Genomic DNA, 17,771 nt, shown 5'->3' with positions numbered 1-17,771 from the left:
GAATAAATGAAGAGAAATGATAAGGTCAAAGTATTCTTCTTGTAAAATGCTTCAATTAGTAAAAGAACTTTTGAGGGAAAACACAATTTTTAACTTCAAAAAATATCCAAATAGGTATGGACATAGGTACCAGTATAAAGAAATAAGTAAAGATAAAGTATTAGATGAAGAGATAGGGATAAAAAGAATTTGGGCTGCCCTCATCATCCTTGGTATAATTAAAAAACTTAATGTTCCCTTTTTCAGATCTCCCAACTATATCCAAGGATGGAGGGACAGCCTATGATAGGATATCATGAAATGAGAAAATTGTCACCTGAAAAAGCAAGAGAGCTTTTGAGAATTGTATTTGAAAAGAATAACCACAATTTCTCTAAAACTGCTAAAATTTTAGGTATATCAAGAAAAACTGTAAGAAGAGCTATAAATGGTCCTCTCTCTGATATCTCAAGAAAACCTAAATGTTCCCCTAATAAAACTCCTCCTCATTTTGAAGAATTAATCATTAAAGAGGCTAAAAGAACTGATTTCAGGTATAGAAGACTTAAATCTTTTTTGGAAAGAAAATTCTCTTTGTCTTTCTCTGAGAATACTATTAAGGCTATTCTAAAGAGGAATGGTATATCAAAAGAAAAAGAGGAAAAAGTCAGGAAGACATCTTTATGATTATGAAGTTCTTACCCCTTTCAGAGAACTTCAACTTGATACTAAACATCTTCATGATAAATCTTCCCTTCCTGATGGTGTCTATGAGCATATGAAAAAAATATAATCTTCCTAAGTACGAATGGAATATTATTGATTGTTGCACAAGAGCAAGGTTTACTGCTTATTCCTATGAGCTTAACTCTACTTTTGGTTTCTCCTTTATTGTTTTTGTTATTCTATGGCTAAGAGCTCATAATGTGAGAGGAAGAATTAGAATAAGACTTGATAATGGAGTGGAGTTTTGTATGGGAAGTGATAGAAAATTGAGAGAGTGGAATGAATATTTAGGATTACTTGGAGTAGAGCTTGATCCAATACCAAGAGGTGCAAAATATCTTCTTGGAATTGTTGAGAATTCACATAGGCAAGATGATGAGTATTTCTTAGGGATACATGCAGAAAGATGTAAAAACAAAGAGGAATTTCTGAGAAAGGCTGAGAGATGGCAGGATACTTGGAACTTCTTTAGACCAAGCTTTGGTATAGGTATGAATAGAAAGACTCCTTTTGAGAAGTTATCTTCTTTTCCTGTTATACTTTTAGAGGACTTATTAAGAGCTGCAGGGCTTTTTACCAAGATGTTATCTGACTTCCTTAAAAGTGGTACCTATGTCCCTACCAAGTGCCCCCATATTATATGGATAGAGAATTCTTAAAAGCAAAAGTTCCATCTCTTGCTGACATGACAAGAAAAGCTTTAGAAATATTAAATAGAAATGAAAATGGATTCTTTATAATGATTGAAGGTGGAAAAATAGATTGGGCAAATCATGGACATGATCCTGCAAATGCGATTTGGGAAGTCTATGAATTTAATGAAGCAATAAAAGTAGCTTTAGAATTCTTAGAAGAAAATCCAGATACTTTAATAGTCATCACTGCAGATCATGAGACAGGAGGGATTGGACTTTCCACTGGAAAATATGAAATTTCTCCTGATGTTCTAAAGAAGCAGAAAGTCTCTACAAATGTACTTGCAGAACTCGTGAAAGGGAAGAGTGATGAAGAGATAAAGAAGATTTTTGAGGAGTATGTAGGAATTTCTGATCTTAAACCTGATGAGATAGAAAAGATTAAGAAAGCAGATGCAACTCTAATTGGAGATGTAATTTCTGCAAGAGCTCAAATTGGATGGACTACAACATCTCACTCCGGTGGAAGTGTCCCTGTATATGCCTTTGGAGAGGGAGCAGAGGTCTTTACAGGAGTTTATGATAATACCGATATAGCAAAGAAGATTGCAGATCTTGCAGGATACATCCTTTTAAAAAATATGATATATAAGGTTGATGTAACCTTTGGTGTATTAGTAAAGATAGGGGAGAGAGTGGAAAAAGGAGATAAATTAGGACTATCTTCAGAATTGAAAGAGATAATTTCTGAAGAAGAGGGAATTGTAAAAAATATAATCTTTGATGGACAGGAACATGTATTTATAATTGAAATTGATTAAAAGGAGGAGCATTTAGCTCCTCCTTCAGATAATTTCTTGAATAATTGTGAAAAGAACTTATTATGAATAAAAAAGATTTGGATTTTCCTTTTTTATCTCAGGAAAAGATAAATTACTCAAAGCTTAGGATCCTTTTTCCTTATATTAAGGAGCATATAAGAACTTTTATTATTGCAAGTTTGTTTCTTTTAATTACATCTTTAATTGCGACTCCCATTCCATATATTTCTAAAATTATTTTTGACAATGTATTCTTGAGAAATAAAGATATTAGATTTTTTGGTTATCTTGTAGTAATTTCTGCGATATTACACATAGGAAGGACCATTTTTTCAGGGATATCAAGTTATTATTTTGCAAAGGTAAGCCAAGAAGTATTAACAAGTCTAAAGAGTGATTTATTTAGAAAGATTTTAAAGCTACCTTTTAGATTTTATGATGAGGCTCAGACAGGATATATATTGGCAAGAATAGGAGAAGTGGAAGGTCTTGGTCTTTTCTTTTCATCTACGGTGATAAATCAGATGATAAGATTTTTTGAGTTTATATTTGCCCTTTTAATGCTAATGTATCTTAATTTAAAATTGACTTTTTATGCAATCTCCATACTTCCAGCTTATTATGTAGTTATAAAGGCATTTTCTATGGGATTAGTATCAGCGACAAAGGATGTTCTTGAGGGATCAGCAAATGTTATGGGAAAGATACAAGAAAGAGTTTCAGGAGTAGAGGTTGTGAGGCTATTTGGGACTGAGGAAAGGGAAGCTGAAGAGGTAAAAAAGGAATTTAAAGGTCTTGCCAGGAAGAATTTATTACAAAGTATATTTTTTACCATTTTTGGTGAGTTAAATTTTGTTATTATCGCTTTAGGTGGTCTTTTAATTTTATGGGTAGGAGGGATGGATATAATAAAGGGTTCTTTTACGATTGGAAGCTATTTAGCTTTTGTAGGATACCTGCAAAAGCTTTATGGTCCAATTCAAAGTATGGCTACATTTAGTTTATCTTTGTATCCAGCTTTTGTTTCTCTTCAAAGAGTATCAGAGATATTAGAAGCGGAGAGAGAGAAGGAAGGGGATATAGAGCTTAAAAATTTAATAGGAGACATACAATTTAAGAATATTTCTTTTTCTTACGATGGAGAGAGGAGAGTTTTAGAAGGGATAGATTTACACATAAAACCAGGGGAGAAGGTAGTGATTTTAGGACCCAATGGATCTGGAAAAAGTACCTTAATAAAGTTACTTTTAGGGATGTATGACCCTTTAGAGGGAGAAATTATAATAGACGGAATAGATATAAAGGACATAAAACTGTCATCTCTTAGAGAAAAAATTGGTATTGTTTCTCAAAATGTATTTTTATTTAACGAAACTGTGAGAAACAATGTAGCCTATGCGATACCACAAGTGAAGGATGAAGAAATCATTAATCTTTTAAAGACAGCAGAGCTTTATGATATTTTTATGGAAGGATTTAAAGATGGGCTTAACACGATAATAGGAGAGAGAGGAGCAAAGATATCAGGTGGACAAAAGAAAATAATAGCCTTTTTAAGGGCTGTACTAAAGAAGCCACATGTTTTAATACTTGATGAAGCCACATCGGAAGTTGATATGACAGTTGAGAGAAAGATTTATGAATATATAGAGAAGTTTATGAGAGATAAGACATGCATAATCATATCCCATAGAGAGATACCTTGGGAAATAATTGATAAAGTGGTTTATCTTGAGAAGGGGAGAATAATTAAAGTGGAGTTAATCAACAAAAATTGCTAATTTTGTTCATCTTAATAATTATTTTTTGAAATTTTTTTCTTTTCTTTTTATCAAAAGAAAAGAAAGAGAGAAAGGAAGGAATTTTCTGTAGTTTATAAGTTTCGATGAAGTTATTCAAACCATTTGATATTAGTGGAATATCCAATTCCCATTTTCTATTGTATCTAACATAATTTCTTACAAAGATATCAATAATTTCTCTATCTTTCTCAGGGAGGGATAAGTAGAAATTAATAAATTTACTTCTATTTTTGGGAGAAAGGTTATTAAGGAAACTTTCAGCAAGGGTTCTTCTTGCTAAGAGGAAAGGATGAATGTCTTTTCCCATAAAAGAGATAAATCTTTTAATTTCCCATTTATTTTTAAATTCTGAGAAGAAGTTTTTCCAACTTTTTGAAAAAAGTTCAAAGAGTATTAAAACATTTTTGGTAAGATATGGAAAAATTTTCTTTCTATTAAAAAGTGATATAAAGGATGAGATGAACAAAATAATTTTAGTTTCATCTGAAAGTTCATAGAAATGAAATTGGAAAGTCATATTAATAGAGGTTATATAAAAATATATGGAAAGAGTAATTAAAATTTTTAAAAATATTTCTGGTTCTATGAGCTTAAAGAAGCATCCAATATTTGTAAAGATTATAGCTTATTTTATAAATTTTCTTAGTTCATTTGTAAAGATATATTAAAAGGCTTATAATAATTGGTTTTTCTAAGTTTATTCTCCCCTATCCATAAAATAAGATAATTTTTATTGGGTAGGGGAGAGTAATACAGTAAAAACCCAAAAAGTAATTAGTTCATGTTTTTTTTTAATTTTTTTGGAGATACATTAGGAGTTATAATTAATTTCAGAACTTATAATATAAGGAGGAGATCTAATATGAATTATAAAGAGACTCCTATGGGTATTCAAAAAGGAATTGCTCTTATTGCCCATGATAATAAGAAAAATGAGCTTTTAGAATGGGTAAGATTTAATCAAGGTACATTATCAAAATATATATTATATGCTACAGGAACGACTGGTGAGATTTTAGAAAAAGAATTGGGTTTAAAGATTATAAGATTTTTTAGTGGACCTTTAGGGGGTGATCAGCAAATTGGAGCAAAAATTGCAGAAGGAGAGATTGATTTTCTTATATTTTTCTGGGATCCTTTGGAGCCCTTACCTCATGATCCCGATGTTAAAGCTCTTTTACGAATAGCTGTGGTATGGAATATCCCTATAGCATCAAATAGATCTACAGCTGATTTTTTGATTTCATCTTCTCTTATGGATAGAGAATACAAAAGATTAGTGCCTGATTATTCAGATTACCTGAAACATAAAATCTAATTATTAAGGAGAGATATTAATTTTAGAAAGGCAATCCTAAAAATCTAAATTAAAAGAATTTTTCTTTCTTTTATTGTTTTTATAGGATGATTTGCCTAAATATTTTTTGATGTTATTTAATTTCTGAATTTTATTTAAATCAATCTAAGAATCTCTTTAGAAATTTCTGGAATTATTTCTAAGAAATTTTTATAATTTTTATAGACTTTCTTTGGGTCAATCTTTATATATTCATGGACAAGAATATTTCTAAAGCTTCCCATACCCTTAATTTTTGAATAAACTTCTTGAGATATTATACCTTTCCCAAAAATTTCCTTTAATATATCCTCATAGGTATTAGGATATATTTTATATTGTGAAGCTAAAATATGATTACCAATGTCTAATATTATGTTTATCCCTGCTAAAAGTCCTCTTTCAATAGTCCATCTAATTGATAGATTATTTATGAACTCTTCTTCTTCAATATCTTTGTATTTAAGAAGTTCTCCATAAATATTATTTAGCTCTATTAAGTTTTCTTTTATTAGGTTTTTATCAAAGGTCATATGCTTTTTTAATTAGTTCAATTTGTTTTTTTCTTAAATTTTCAAGATCTTGACATCTTCTAAGAATATTCATTTCATATTCATTTTCTATTTTTGTATTTTCTTTAAAAATGATTTCTCCATTCTTTATGATGTGTAGAGCAATAAATGGGGAAACTTGGGATAAGTCTATAAGGTCTATTCTTTGGGTGTTAAGGAGTTCCTTTATATCTTCAAGTAATAAAAAATAGTCTCCTTCAAGAATTACTGCAATATCTATATCTTCAGGATTTTCTTCTTTTAAAATAGATCCAAAAAGGTATGCAATCTTTACTTTATTCTTAATAAATGTGTCCTTTAGATTGTTTAATTTTTCTTTTATATCCTTTGACAAAGAAGGATAATTTTTATACTTCTCCTTAACACCCATTTTTCTCTCTACTTAATTTTCTTTTATTTTAACATGTTTTATCTATTCAATAAAAACATACTTACATAAAGCCCTTCTCCATGTGGTATAGTAGCACTTAAAAGTAATCCAGTGTTAGGTTCATATTCGTATTGAGCAATAGGATATCCTCCAATATTAACTTGAGTTAATATTCCCCCATATTGCCCCCTTCCTACTATATCCCAAGAAAATCCGATTTGGGATATGCTAATAATTGAATTTTGTCTAAGAAGTTGAGGGTTTATATAATATGGTCCTAAGTAGTAATTTCCTATTGCTTGCTTTCTTACTTGTCCTTGAACATCAATCAAAAATAAAGTACCTGAAGAGGATAATACTGCATATCTGCCCATTCCAAGGGGAGCACTCATACCTTGATAACCTTGGAATAAACTTACAGATGAATAAAATTGATAAGTAGGAGATAATTTAACAGCTGAAGGAGGACTGGTAATTTGAGGAATGTTAATATTATATGCTCCTACTAACTGGAGCTCAACCGCTGTAGATGAGCTTAATCCTTGCTTTTCTAATATAGATATCTTTTGTACTATTCCTTTGTTATCAAAGATGGATAAAATTCTTTCCATAGATTGATAATCAGAAGCCTCTATAAGAAAATAGTATAGATTATTTCCATAAGGTCCAAATTCATATTTTAGACCAGGAGGAAGACCAGCTGCTTTTACTTTTTTAACATAATCTTGCGCCTCTTGGGGATCAATAAAAATCTTACCATTAAGAAGTTCTATTGATAAATTAAAAGATGGATAACCAGAAGATATGCTTTGAGTAATGAGAAAGCTTATTCCGTAGACATTTGGCTTGTCAATATTAGTAACAACATAAATATAGTATCCTTGAGCTGCACCACCAGAAAAATCCTCTCCTATTCTGGTACCTGAACCCATATTTGTTTGATACACGAAGGTAACTCCAGGCTTTACCCAGGAAGGTATTTTAGTAAAATTAGGTTGAGGATTTTCAAACTGTCCCCATGATTGAGAGAATATTACAAGATAGAATAATAGAAGAATAAATAATAATTTAAGTCTCATATTTATCCTCCTTTCCTATCTTTCTGATTTTTTAACTTAAATAATTATAAAACAATTAAATATAAATTTAAGTGATTTGTATCACATTTTGTAATATTAGTTATTTTCTATTTTGGGATGATTAGAAAAATAAAATGTTGTTATAAAAGGATATAGTAGTATTTTCTTACGAATTATCCTTTTATTACTCCTAAAAAAGCTCCTCTTTTCATAAAATTGAGAGTGTAAGAGTAGAAAATTATCATTGGAATAGTAGATAGCATGGATATAGCAGAGATTTTTCTCCATTCCACTTTAAACTCAGAAAGATAGCCTACCATAAGCACAGGAAGAGTAGTAGTATGAGTTCGAGTAAGAATTAATGAGTATAAATATTCAGTATAGCTTGACATAAAGGCTAATATTGAAACAGCAATAAGTCCTGGCAATACATTAGGAAGGACAACTTTTAGAAGGATCTGAAAGGGAGAAGCTCCATCAACAAGAGTTGATTCCTCTATTTCTAAAGGAACCATATCAAAAAAACCTTTTAAATACCAGATACTTGTAGGGATTATCCACATAGAATGACTAATTCCTACCCCCAAATAGGTATCCACTAATTTTAATTTTGCCATTAAGTAAAATATAGGGAAGGCAAGAGCAATCCAAGGAAATAATCTAAAGAATAAAAATAAATAATATAAAAATTTATAAAGCTTATTTTGTGATCTGGAAAAAGCATAAGCAGAAGGAATAGATGTAAAAATAGAGAGAAAAGTTGCAAAAAATGCAATGATAAGAGAATTTAAAATAGTATTCCAGACCTCTTTGTCCTTTAAGGCATCTATATAGTTATTTAAAGTTATTTCTTTGGGAAATCCCAACTTAGTAGGAAGTTCAAAACCAGAAAGAGAAATAATTAAGGAATAAAATATAGGAAATGATGCCCATCCTAAGATAATAAGAACAATAAAAAAAATAAAAAATGTTCTAAAAGGACTCATCCTTTTTGCCTCCTTAATATGAGAAGGGTAATTACAAATGTCACTATAACATTAATAATTCCCCATGCGGATCCCATACCATAATCATATTGTAAGAAAGAAACTTTAAAAGTAGCAACTGGAAGAGTAGTAGAAGAAGTTCCAGGTCCTCCTTGAGTCATTATCCAAATTAAAGAAAAACTTCTGATAACATCAATAAGTCTTAAAAGTGCTACTAATAATATTATAGGATAGACCATAGGCAAAATAATATACCTTACTTTTTGCCAATAGGAAGCTCCATCTACCTCTGTTGCTTCCAATGGTTCTGTATCTAAACTTTCCAATCGTGCTAATATTATTAAATAAGACATAGGAGTCCCATACCATGCATTTGCAATAGATACTGCAGGAAGAACAGTTTTAGGATTAGCAAGCCAAATTTCTCTTGATAAATGTAAAAATTCCATTATATGATTAATTAAACCAAAAGGTTCACTATACATTAAAGCCCAAAGAATTGCAGTTGAGGAGGGGATAAAAATCATGGGTAAACTGAAAAGACTTCTGAAAATTTTATATCCCAAAAAACTTTTATAGGTAGGGAGGGCAGCTAGTGTTGCTAAAAATAGAGGGATAAAAGTAGATATTATAACCCATATAAAAGTATTGTTAGCAGTTTGAATAAAAATGTTACTTTTAAAAATTTTTATATAGTTTGCAAGACCAACAAATTTATTGGTATGTCTTATAATGGAATAGTCAAGAAAACTAAAATATAAAGTTAAAAGTATAGGATATACAAAAAATATAACCATAACTAAGAGAGCAGGAAGAATAAAAAGATTATAATGCCAACGAAATATCTTCACTGGCTACCCTCCTTATTTTAGCATTTTTACTTCATAATCTCATTAAATCTTTCAATTAACCTATCCACCATTTGTTTAGGAGTATAGGTTCCAACAACCATATTTTGAGCTTCCTCTATAAAGGCGGTAATTAATTGAGGACCTTGTTTTACAAATCCTAATATTGGAGGTACGCTATAAGGGAGACTTTCAACTAATCTCAGAAATAAGATTTGACAAATAATTTTAAAGGAGTATAATTAAAGGATAAAATTTTTTAGGAGGTACGTGAAATTGGTTAAGACACTGTATGTAGGAAACCTATCATGGCAGACCACAGAGGATGATCTGCGAGGACTTTTTGCAAAAGAAGGGGATATACAAAGTATTAGGTTGATAACTGACCGTAATACTGGAAGATCCAAAGGATTTGCTTTTGTAGAAACATCAGAAGATGTGGCTCAAAAGTTAATTGAATCTTACAATGGTCTTGAGTTTGACGGAAGAAAGATCATTGTAAGTGAAGCAAAGCCAAGAGAAGATCGTAGAACTTCCAATAGGTCTCACAATCGTAGATTTTAAATTATTAGCTGGTAATTTAAAAAAGAACAAAACCCTTGCTATTTATGGCAGGGGTTTTTGTTTTATAGTATAATTAACACTATGAATACTAAGAAAATCTTTTATAATGATCCAAATATTGTAAATTGGGAAAGCAAAGTTATTGATATTAAAAAGGAAAACAACTTTTTTATTCTTTCCCTCTCTGAAACCATTTTTTATCCAGAAGGTGGAGGACAACCTTGTGATAAGGGGGAAATTAGGTCAGATAATTGGATTCTTTTAGTTTCCCACGTATGGGAAGAAGATGGTAAAATTTGGCACAAAGGCATTTTAAAGGGTAAAAGAGAACCTTTAATTGATGAAAAGGTTGAGTTATATGTAGATATTGATCTTCGTAGAGAATACATGGAGCAACATACAGCCCAACATCTTCTTTCTGCTTTAATAGAAAAGAATTACTCATTGGAGACTACTGGTTTTCAGATTTTAAAAGACCATACAAAAATTGAGATACCATATAGAGGATTTGATCCTAAGGGTTTTGTGAATGAGATAGAGAGTATAGTGAATAGGTACATAAAAGAAAATATTTCTGTGGAAGTATATTGGAAGGATGAAGATATTCGTATAGTAGAAATAGTAGGCCTTGATGTGAATCCTTGTGGGGGACTTCATGTGAATAGATTAGGAGAAATAGGATTATTTAAAATAATAGATTTTTACAAGAAGAACAATGATTTATGGAGAGTGGAATTTGTGGCTGGTTCAAGAATCTTGAAAAGATTAAGTATAAGGGAAGAAGAATATAAGTATATTAAAGAGAAATTAGGAAATCCTGATATTTATGACAGTATTAGCAAGTTATTGACCAAATTAGAAACTCTTGAAAAAGATAATAAAAGATTGAGGGAAAGGATAAACAAGTATATAGCAAAAGAACTCATAGATTTGGCTAAGAATAAAGAAAATGTAAGAATAATCTTAAATATTTTAGAGGAGGATATAAATACAATTAAGTTTGTTGTTCAAGAGATAATGAAAGAAAATGGTATTTTGGGGGCAATCTTTAATTTACAAGGGCAAGGAATAATTTTTAGAAGTCCTGATGTATTATCAGATCTTTTTGATAGAATTTTGGAAAAGTTAACAGAGATAGGATGGAAAGGAGGTAGAGGCGATTACTTTTTGCAGGGAAAGGTTGAAGATTCAGAAAAAGCTATTAATTATATAAAATCTTTTTTATAAATGAATACTTTGTCTCTTATTCCTTTAGCCATATATAATGCGTTATCTGCAAGTGTTAATAATTCTTTGGGATTTTCTGTGTGAATAGGAAAATTTGCTATACCTATACTTAATGTTCCTATTCTTTTTTCTATATCAATTGGAATTATATGCTTTTCAGTATTCCATTTTACTCTCATTTTTTCTCCTACGTTATAGGCTGATACTAAATCAGTTTCAGGTAATATACAAGCAAATTCTTCTCCTCCTAATCTTCCTATGCTATCAATAGAACGAGTATTTCTTAGAAGAAAAAGGGCAACTTCTTTTAAAAATGAATCTCCCACTATATGACCATATAGGTCATTTATGTTTTTAAAATGATCTATATCAATAAAGAGTATACTTAAAGGATGTTTAAACCTTTGAGCTCTTTTTATTTCATTTTCAAGGATTTCATCAAATTTTCTTTTGTTAAAGACACCTGTCAAAGGATCAATTGTTGATAATTTTTCAGTGTATTCATATAAAAGGGTATTTTCTAAAGCTATTGTAAGATGGTATAAGATAGAGATAAAGGTATCTTGTAAATCTTCAGAAGTTATCATAGAGATACTTATAAAACCATAAAGTCTTTCACTTGTTCTTAATGGAATTAATACATAGTCTTCAGGTATATTTTTACAAAAGAATTTAAGGTCATGATATGTAAATAGTTTGTTGTCTTTTAGGAATATTAGCATATCAAATATTTCTTTTGCCTCATCCTTATTCAAGATTTGCAAATTTTGATATAGATCTTCTCTTGTTAAAGAGTTTTCAAGATATATATCATAGATTTTTACTGGAAACTCAGGATTATAAAATTTAAGTATGACGTTAATCACATCTATAGATTTTTTAGAGAGATTAAATTCAGAGATAAATTTAAGTAGTAAGTTCAAATATTTTTCTTGATTTTTTATTGTTTCCTCTTGAGTAATTATGATATTCCTTAAAGAGCTTTCAAAATCAAAGATTTTTCTTGAGAGATCACCTATTTCATCCTTTTTATTAAAAAATTTGTCCCTATTTAGGTTTAAGAGATTATCCTGAGAAAGGCTTTGGGCTAATTCTTCTAATGGTTTTACATATGTATGTTTCATGGAGTAATAAAATAACAAGAGGAAAAAAATTTGTAGTGCTATAAGGGGAATTGAGAAGGAAATAGTAGATTTTAAAAATCTTTCTTCAAAGGGATTAGTATCAAAGCTGAGAATTAGCTTTGAATTTTTGCTCTTACTTGAATATATATAGTAATACTTATGATTTTTCATATCAAGAATTGAACCTTTGTCTTTAATCAATATATCTTCAGGTAACCCTTCAAAATCAGTATTTAGGCTAATTTCTATACTATTAGGATTTTCTTGAACTATAATTCCCTCAATATTACCAAGATAAAAATTTTTTTCAAAAATTCTTCCAGTAAGAATATCTTTTGGATCCTTTTCAATTCTATCCATATATGTAGTTACATATTTTTCTATCTCTTTATTAAAAATCAATAAATATTCGTGTTTTATAATGCTTATAAATATTATCTCTATAAGAATAAAAAATATGAGAGATATTCCCGCGTAGAATAAAAAGATTTTATTTTTTAATTTCATTCCCTCTTTAAAATATCCCCTTCCCTTTAATCGTCACGCTTTAGTTTCAAAAATATAATTTTCAATACTAGTTTATATCATAAATATTATGTATTTTTCAATAAATTATTTTCAAGGTTTTTATTTCAAAAGGTTTAACTTTTATTTCTAAGATCTGATTTTTCAAGTTTAATTCACTATATTCTTTCTCTAAAAGATTTGTTTCATATATCTTTTTTACTGGAAAATTAAATTTGAAATTAATGATTTCTTCTTTGCCTAAATATTCTGCAAATCTTAATATCAATCCTTTGTGATCTTCTGATTGTTTTAAAGCACCAATAATTATGTTATTTTTATCCCAGCTTAAAATAGATACATCTTCAATTGAAAAATTACCTATTATAGGAATAAGGGTTTTATTCAATTCTTCAGCTTCTTTCAAAGTCTTTTCTCCAAGAGTTCCTTTGTGGGGTAGAATGGAATAAGTAAAGTTATGGTTTCCAAGATCAGCGGTATAATCTGGGGAAAAAGGTGATCTTAATAAAGTTATTCCTATAATATTTTCATTAACGCTATGTCCGTATTTTCCATTGTTTAATATGCTCACTCCCAAATCTCCTTGTGATAGATCTATAAATCTGTGTACTGGTATTTCAAATTGGGCTATTTCCCATGAAGTATTTTTATGAGTAGGTTTTGTATATGTCCCATAGGGGACTTCATAGGTTACAAATGGTGATAGTAGATCAAATGGGAAATATGCTCTTAACATTACTCTTTTTTCATTCCATTTTATTTCTGTTTCTATGTCTATTCTTTGTGAGAATGAATGGAGGGTATAGTATTGAATTATTTCCGAATTTCTATACTTTCTTATTACTTTAATTTTTCCTCTTAATGGGCCTCTTTCAGTTAATTCAATTTTTTCTGCTGTAATTACCTCACCATATTTCTCATACTCTAATGGGATATCCCAAGCTTCCCAGTTTCTTGGTCTATCAGGGTAGGCAATAATTATATTTCCTTTATCAACAAAGAGATTTTTATTTTTCTCTTTATATAGTACTTGGAAAGAGCCATCTTCATATACTTTCAGTCTTATTAATGAGTTTTCTAAGACATTATTATAAGCTTGAAGATCAGTATTATATGGTAAATTATTATTTTCTTTTTTAATATTTAAAGTAATTAAACTTAAGGGTGGTATGGTTATATTTTTTGAATAAAGGAATACTCCTTTATCTGTTTTTTGAATTGGTATCTCTGTATCTTTATAATGAAGTCCTTCCATATCTTTCATTTCTAATTCTGTTTTTAATTCTTGAGGGAAAGAGGTAGGATTATAGATAATAATTTTCTTTTGAGAACTATCTTCTTTAATATCTAATTTAGCATCTAATATTTCTTTTAGCTCTTTTTCAGTATCCTCATAAACTTCTTTTATTGAAGATCCGGGTAGTATATCATGAAATTCATTTCTTAATAGCTTTTCCCAGAGTTGAGTGAGCTTTTCATAAGGGTATGGTAGATCTTTTACAATGTTTAAGATAACAGATAGACTTTCGAGAGTGAAAAGGTAATTTTCTGCTAATCTGTGAAGTTTTTTGGTTCTTCCTTGGGTTGTAAAGGTCCCCCTGTGGAGTTCAAGATATAGATCTCCATAATATACAGGAAGTTTTTCTTTAGATATCTCTTCAAGAAATTTTATAGGATTTTCAAATTTTATATCTGGAATAAATGGTAAATCTTTCATTATATTTAATCTTTCTATCATTTCATAAGTAGGTCCACCACCACCATCACCATATCCAAAAGTATAGATCATTCTTTCTGATAAATTTCTCTGTTGATAATTTCTATAATTTTCTATAATTTCTTTTATTTCTGTTGATCCATTATAGCCACCATATCTGGCATATATATGAGCAATTATTCTAGTTCCATCAATCCCTTTCCAAAGGAATAAATCATAAGGAAATAGATTAGTTTCGTTCCATGAAAGTTTTGTGGTTACAAAATATTCAATATCTGATTTTTTAAGAATTTGAGGTAAATTAGGATTGAAACCAAAGGTATCTGGAAGCCATGCTATTTTACATGTTTTTTGAAATTCTTTTTCAAAAAATTTTTGGGCATATAAAAACTGTCTTACTAAAGATTCCCCAGAAGGAAGCTGACAATCGCTTTCTACCCACATTCCTCCTTCTACTATCCATTGTTCTTTCATAACTTTTTCTTTTATCTTTTGGAAAAGGAAAATGTTATTTTCTTTTATATCTTTATAGATTTGGGCACTACTTTGTAAGAATTTGAAATTCGGATAAAGATCCATAAGTTGAAGGATGGTGGAAAAAGTTCTTTGAGCTTTTCTTATAGTTTCTTCTCTTGGCCAAAGCCAAGCATAATCTATATGAGAATGTCCTACAGCATAGTATTCTCCTATATTTGGATATTTCTTTTTTAGGTTTCTGACTCTTTTGAGAGCTTCATAAGCTTGTGATATTATTTCTTCTTTTAGCTCATAAGGTATAGGGGCTTCTGTTTTTGAAAATTCTGGCATGCTCCATAAATTTTTCAAAATATCCATGGTAAATTTTGTGTTTTGAATTTTTTCCAAGAATTTTTCATTACTACTTATCAGTTTTATCTTTCCAAGGGTTTCTTCAAGTATAAGCTCTAATTCTTGTTGTAGATCTTGGTTTATATTCTCTAAATAAAGGGCAAATTCTCTTATAATACTGAAAATAAGCCATGCTTTATAGATTTCTTCATCTTTTTGAAATATGAAGGCTTCTTTGAGTACTGGATTATATTGGTGTTGGCCAAACAATCCCTTAGGTACAGTTTCAATAAGTAAATCTAATTGATCATAATAGGGTATTTTATGTTCCTTGTGATATTGATTTATACCAGCATATGGTGTATCATTTATAAATAGAAAGGCTTCCCCACCTACATCTAAAAAGATGTAGAGGGAGGATTTTTCAAAATCTTTTGGAAGACTTATTTTCTTTCTGAAATAAATAGGGAGAGATATTTTTTTCCATCTCTCCCCTAATTTAATAATCTCTAAATCTTTATCATTTAATTTTTCTTTAGAATCAGTAAAATACCATTCATCAAGTATGAACTTGTTAATTATTGAATAGGCATATATTTCATCAAGCCAAAAATTCCATTGCTCTAAGAGGTATTTTCTCATAGTTCTAATTTAATAGTAATTTCTGATGGATAGCCTTGTTTTATAAGTTCTTCTCTTATCTCATTAACTGCTTTTACCATATTTTCCATTTTTGCTTTTGCTTCTTCCCAGGTTCTTGTCTTTAATCCACAATCAGGATCTATGAATACTTGTTCAGGGCGAAAATACTTTAGGGCTTCTCTTATTCTTTGCTTTATCTCATCTACACTCTCTATTCTATGGGTATGGACATCTATAACTCCAACTGCAATATATTTATCGGGTGGAAATCCTGCATTTTCTATAATGGGATAAAGTTTGTCTGCATTATTTGTAAATTCTAAATCAAATTGGTGTACAGGGAAATTTATTATTTCTTTCCATATAGGTCTGAAATCTCCATAACATATATGAGTAATTATAAAGCTTCGTAAACCTCTGGTAGAAACTTGAAAGGCTTCTTTTGCTATATGGATTTCTTCAGGATGGGTAGGGACAGCAGGTTCATCAATCTGTACAAATAAGGCTCCAGCCTTCTCTAAATCTAATGCTTCTTGATTTATTACTTCTGCAAGATCTAAAACTAAATCTCTTTTATTTTCATAATATTCATTAAAGGACCAATCTGCTATTGTATATGGCCCTGTTAACATTCCTTTTACAGGCTTTTTAGTTAGACTTTGGGCAAACTTAAACATATCTACTGTTATGGGTTTTGTTCTTTTAATTTTACCTATTACAATTGGTTTTTTATAGTATCTGTTTCCGTATGATCTGACAAGACCACTTATAGTAAAGCCTTCTAAATTTTCTGCAAAATACGTGGCCATATCTCCTCTTTCCATTTCTCCATGTACTAATATGTCTACGCCTATTTCTTCTTGCATTTTAATAACCTCTTCTGTAGCCTTGAGCTCCAACTCGTGAAGAGTAGAGTAGGGAATTTGACCTTTTGAGTATTGATTTCTTGCTTTGACAAGGTAATCTGGTTTGGGAAAACTACCAACACTTGTTGTAGGGAGTATGGGAAGTTTTACTTCTTTCATTTTTTCTCACCTCTTACTAAATTTACTCCTTTAGCTAAATTTATCAATTTTTCATATGCTCTTTCTCTTGGAAGATATTCAAGCCCAGCACTTGGGTTAATATAGAGATTTTCATCTTTAATGTAGTTTAATACCTGTTTTATTAATTGGGCGATTTGATCAGGAGTTTCTAATTTTGTATTTCTTGCATCAACTATGCCATAGCCTAAGCCAATATTTTTAGGAAAATCTTTTAATATTTCAAAATTCTCTTTTCTTGATACAAAATCTATTCCAAATATATCAATTGGTAAATCTTTTATTCTATCTTTTAAAGGTAAAACTGAATGGAAGTATGTATATATAGCTAATTTCCCTGAAAAATATTTTCTAATTTCTTTGTATATTTCTAGGAGAAGATCAAAATCTTCTGGATAGTATTGAATAGAAGGTTCGTTAAACTGGAGATATTTAACCTTATTTTCTTCTAATAACTTTACTTCTTCAATTAATGCTTTTGCATATGCTTTTGTTAACTTCTCTAAATCCTTATAATACTCATCTCTACTTAATCTTGCAAGAGTGTAGGGACCTGTTAGGACTGCCTTAACAGGAATATTACCTGCCCACTCTTGAGCTTTTTTCCAATCATTAAGTATGATAGGTTCTCTCCATTTTATTTCGTCTTTTATAATTGGTTGTCTATAGTAGGTATTATTATCAAAATATCTAAATAGTCCTCCTATTTCGATACCATCAAGTTTTTTAGCTATATAACTTTGTCCATCCTCCCATCTTATCTGACCATCTGTAATAAGCTCTACTCCTGCCCTTATTTGTTCTTCAATTACTTCTTTTGTTACTTCATCAAAAATTTTCTCTAATTCTTCCTTTGTAATCTTTCCTTGATCATAAGCATGAATTGCTTTCCTTAATTTTGGTTCTCTTGGGGGATTTGGTATTTTAGGATAATGATCTACAACCGTAATTATCATCTTTAAACCTCC

At 29.9% G+C, this 17,771-nt stretch carries 16 protein-coding genes and 1 pseudogene; 7 read left to right on the top strand and 10 right to left on the bottom strand.

Annotated elements, in window-relative coordinates:
• Nucleotides 1-16: 16 nt before the first annotated feature.
• The 4 genes and pseudogenes from ACY3JJ_RS09155 to ACY3JJ_RS09140 all read left to right on the top strand — a co-directional run bounded on the left by ACY3JJ_RS09155 (nt 17) and on the right by ACY3JJ_RS09140 (nt 3,942).
• A complete protein-coding gene (locus ACY3JJ_RS09155) occupies nt 17-286 on the top strand; it encodes a hypothetical protein (protein ID WP_463091725.1) in 270 nt (89 codons plus the stop codon).
• Nucleotides 268-1,364 (top strand): annotated as a pseudogene (locus tag ACY3JJ_RS09150) (helix-turn-helix domain-containing protein). Before ACY3JJ_RS09155 ends, ACY3JJ_RS09150 begins: the two are co-directional and overlap by 19 nt.
• Entirely contained in the window at nt 1,346-2,161 is an 816-nt protein-coding gene (locus ACY3JJ_RS09145) for an alkaline phosphatase (RefSeq protein WP_463091724.1), read from the top strand. The pseudogene ACY3JJ_RS09150 and the gene ACY3JJ_RS09145 overlap by 19 nt, the downstream one beginning before the upstream one ends.
• A 62-nt stretch (nt 2,162-2,223) precedes the next feature.
• On the top strand, nt 2,224-3,942 hold the full coding sequence (locus tag ACY3JJ_RS09140) for an ABC transporter ATP-binding protein (protein WP_463091723.1): 1,719 nt from the start codon (nt 2,224-2,226) through the stop codon (nt 3,940-3,942).
• On the opposite strand, the gene ACY3JJ_RS09135 is transcribed toward ACY3JJ_RS09140, so the two are convergent.
• On the bottom strand, nt 3,926-4,480 hold the full coding sequence (locus tag ACY3JJ_RS09135; protein ID WP_463091722.1) for a hypothetical protein: 555 nt from the start codon (nt 4,478-4,480) through the stop codon (nt 3,926-3,928). The genes ACY3JJ_RS09140 and ACY3JJ_RS09135 overlap by 17 nt on opposite strands.
• Nucleotides 4,481-4,825: 345 nt before the next feature.
• On the opposite strand from ACY3JJ_RS09135, the gene ACY3JJ_RS09130 reads away from it, so the two are divergent.
• Nucleotides 4,826-5,281: a methylglyoxal synthase gene (locus tag ACY3JJ_RS09130; protein WP_463091721.1), complete on the top strand. Its 456-nt coding sequence runs from the start codon at nt 4,826-4,828 to the stop codon at nt 5,279-5,281.
• Between the two features lie 134 nt (nt 5,282-5,415).
• Here ACY3JJ_RS09130 and hepT read toward each other — a convergent pair whose 3' ends face one another.
• From hepT to ACY3JJ_RS09105, 5 genes are all read right to left on the bottom strand, one after another.
• Nucleotides 5,416-5,832, bottom strand: a complete 417-nt coding sequence (gene hepT, locus ACY3JJ_RS09125) for a type VII toxin-antitoxin system HepT family RNase toxin (protein WP_463091720.1) — start codon at nt 5,830-5,832, stop codon at nt 5,416-5,418.
• On the bottom strand, nt 5,822-6,241 hold the full coding sequence (gene mntA, locus ACY3JJ_RS09120; protein ID WP_463091719.1) for a type VII toxin-antitoxin system MntA family adenylyltransferase antitoxin: 420 nt from the start codon (nt 6,239-6,241) through the stop codon (nt 5,822-5,824). The genes hepT and mntA overlap by 11 nt, the downstream gene beginning before the upstream one ends.
• A 38-nt stretch (nt 6,242-6,279) precedes the next feature.
• Nucleotides 6,280-7,320: a hypothetical protein gene (locus ACY3JJ_RS09115; protein WP_463091718.1), complete on the bottom strand. Its 1,041-nt coding sequence runs from the start codon at nt 7,318-7,320 to the stop codon at nt 6,280-6,282.
• Nucleotides 7,321-7,493: 173 nt separating this feature from the next.
• Nucleotides 7,494-8,306: a carbohydrate ABC transporter permease gene (locus ACY3JJ_RS09110; RefSeq protein ID WP_463091717.1), complete on the bottom strand. Its 813-nt coding sequence runs from the start codon at nt 8,304-8,306 to the stop codon at nt 7,494-7,496.
• Complete coding sequence (locus tag ACY3JJ_RS09105) at nt 8,303-9,157, bottom strand: carbohydrate ABC transporter permease (RefSeq protein WP_463091716.1); 855 nt, start codon at nt 9,155-9,157, stop codon at nt 8,303-8,305. Before ACY3JJ_RS09105 ends, ACY3JJ_RS09110 begins: the two co-directional genes overlap by 4 nt.
• A gap of 273 nt (nt 9,158-9,430) precedes the next feature.
• Here ACY3JJ_RS09105 and ACY3JJ_RS09100 point away from each other — a divergent pair, with 273 nt between their 5' ends.
• Together ACY3JJ_RS09100 and ACY3JJ_RS09095 are read left to right on the top strand one after the other, a co-directional pair.
• Nucleotides 9,431-9,718, top strand: a complete 288-nt coding sequence (locus ACY3JJ_RS09100) for an RNA recognition motif domain-containing protein (protein ID WP_463083308.1) — start codon at nt 9,431-9,433, stop codon at nt 9,716-9,718.
• An 81-nt stretch (nt 9,719-9,799) separates the two neighbouring features.
• On the top strand, nt 9,800-10,945 hold the full coding sequence (locus ACY3JJ_RS09095; protein ID WP_463091715.1) for an alanyl-tRNA editing protein: 1,146 nt from the start codon (nt 9,800-9,802) through the stop codon (nt 10,943-10,945).
• Here ACY3JJ_RS09095 and ACY3JJ_RS09090 read toward each other — a convergent pair.
• From ACY3JJ_RS09090 to ACY3JJ_RS09075, 4 genes are all read right to left on the bottom strand, one after another.
• The gene (locus tag ACY3JJ_RS09090) at nt 10,924-12,576 is read right to left on the bottom strand and encodes a GGDEF domain-containing protein (protein WP_463091714.1); all 1,653 of its coding nucleotides are present in this window, start codon (nt 12,574-12,576) and stop codon (nt 10,924-10,926) included. The two genes, ACY3JJ_RS09095 and ACY3JJ_RS09090, sit on opposite strands and share 22 nt — an antisense overlap.
• 97 nt (nt 12,577-12,673) lie before the next feature.
• On the bottom strand, nt 12,674-15,760 hold the full coding sequence (locus tag ACY3JJ_RS09085) for an alpha-mannosidase (RefSeq protein ID WP_463091713.1): 3,087 nt from the start codon (nt 15,758-15,760) through the stop codon (nt 12,674-12,676).
• Nucleotides 15,757-16,785, bottom strand: a complete 1,029-nt coding sequence (locus ACY3JJ_RS09080; RefSeq protein ID WP_463091712.1) for a methionine synthase — start codon at nt 16,783-16,785, stop codon at nt 15,757-15,759. The genes ACY3JJ_RS09085 and ACY3JJ_RS09080 overlap by 4 nt, the downstream gene beginning before the upstream one ends.
• Entirely contained in the window at nt 16,782-17,759 is a 978-nt protein-coding gene (locus ACY3JJ_RS09075) for a methylcobamide--CoM methyltransferase (RefSeq protein WP_463091711.1), read from the bottom strand. Before ACY3JJ_RS09075 ends, ACY3JJ_RS09080 begins: the two co-directional genes overlap by 4 nt.
• Nucleotides 17,760-17,771: the final 12 nt, after the last annotated feature.

It is taken from the genome of Dictyoglomus sp. DH, from assembly GCF_055181375.1.
Note: the sequence above shows the minus strand (reverse complement) of the source record. Positions and strands in the feature narration are given on the sequence as shown.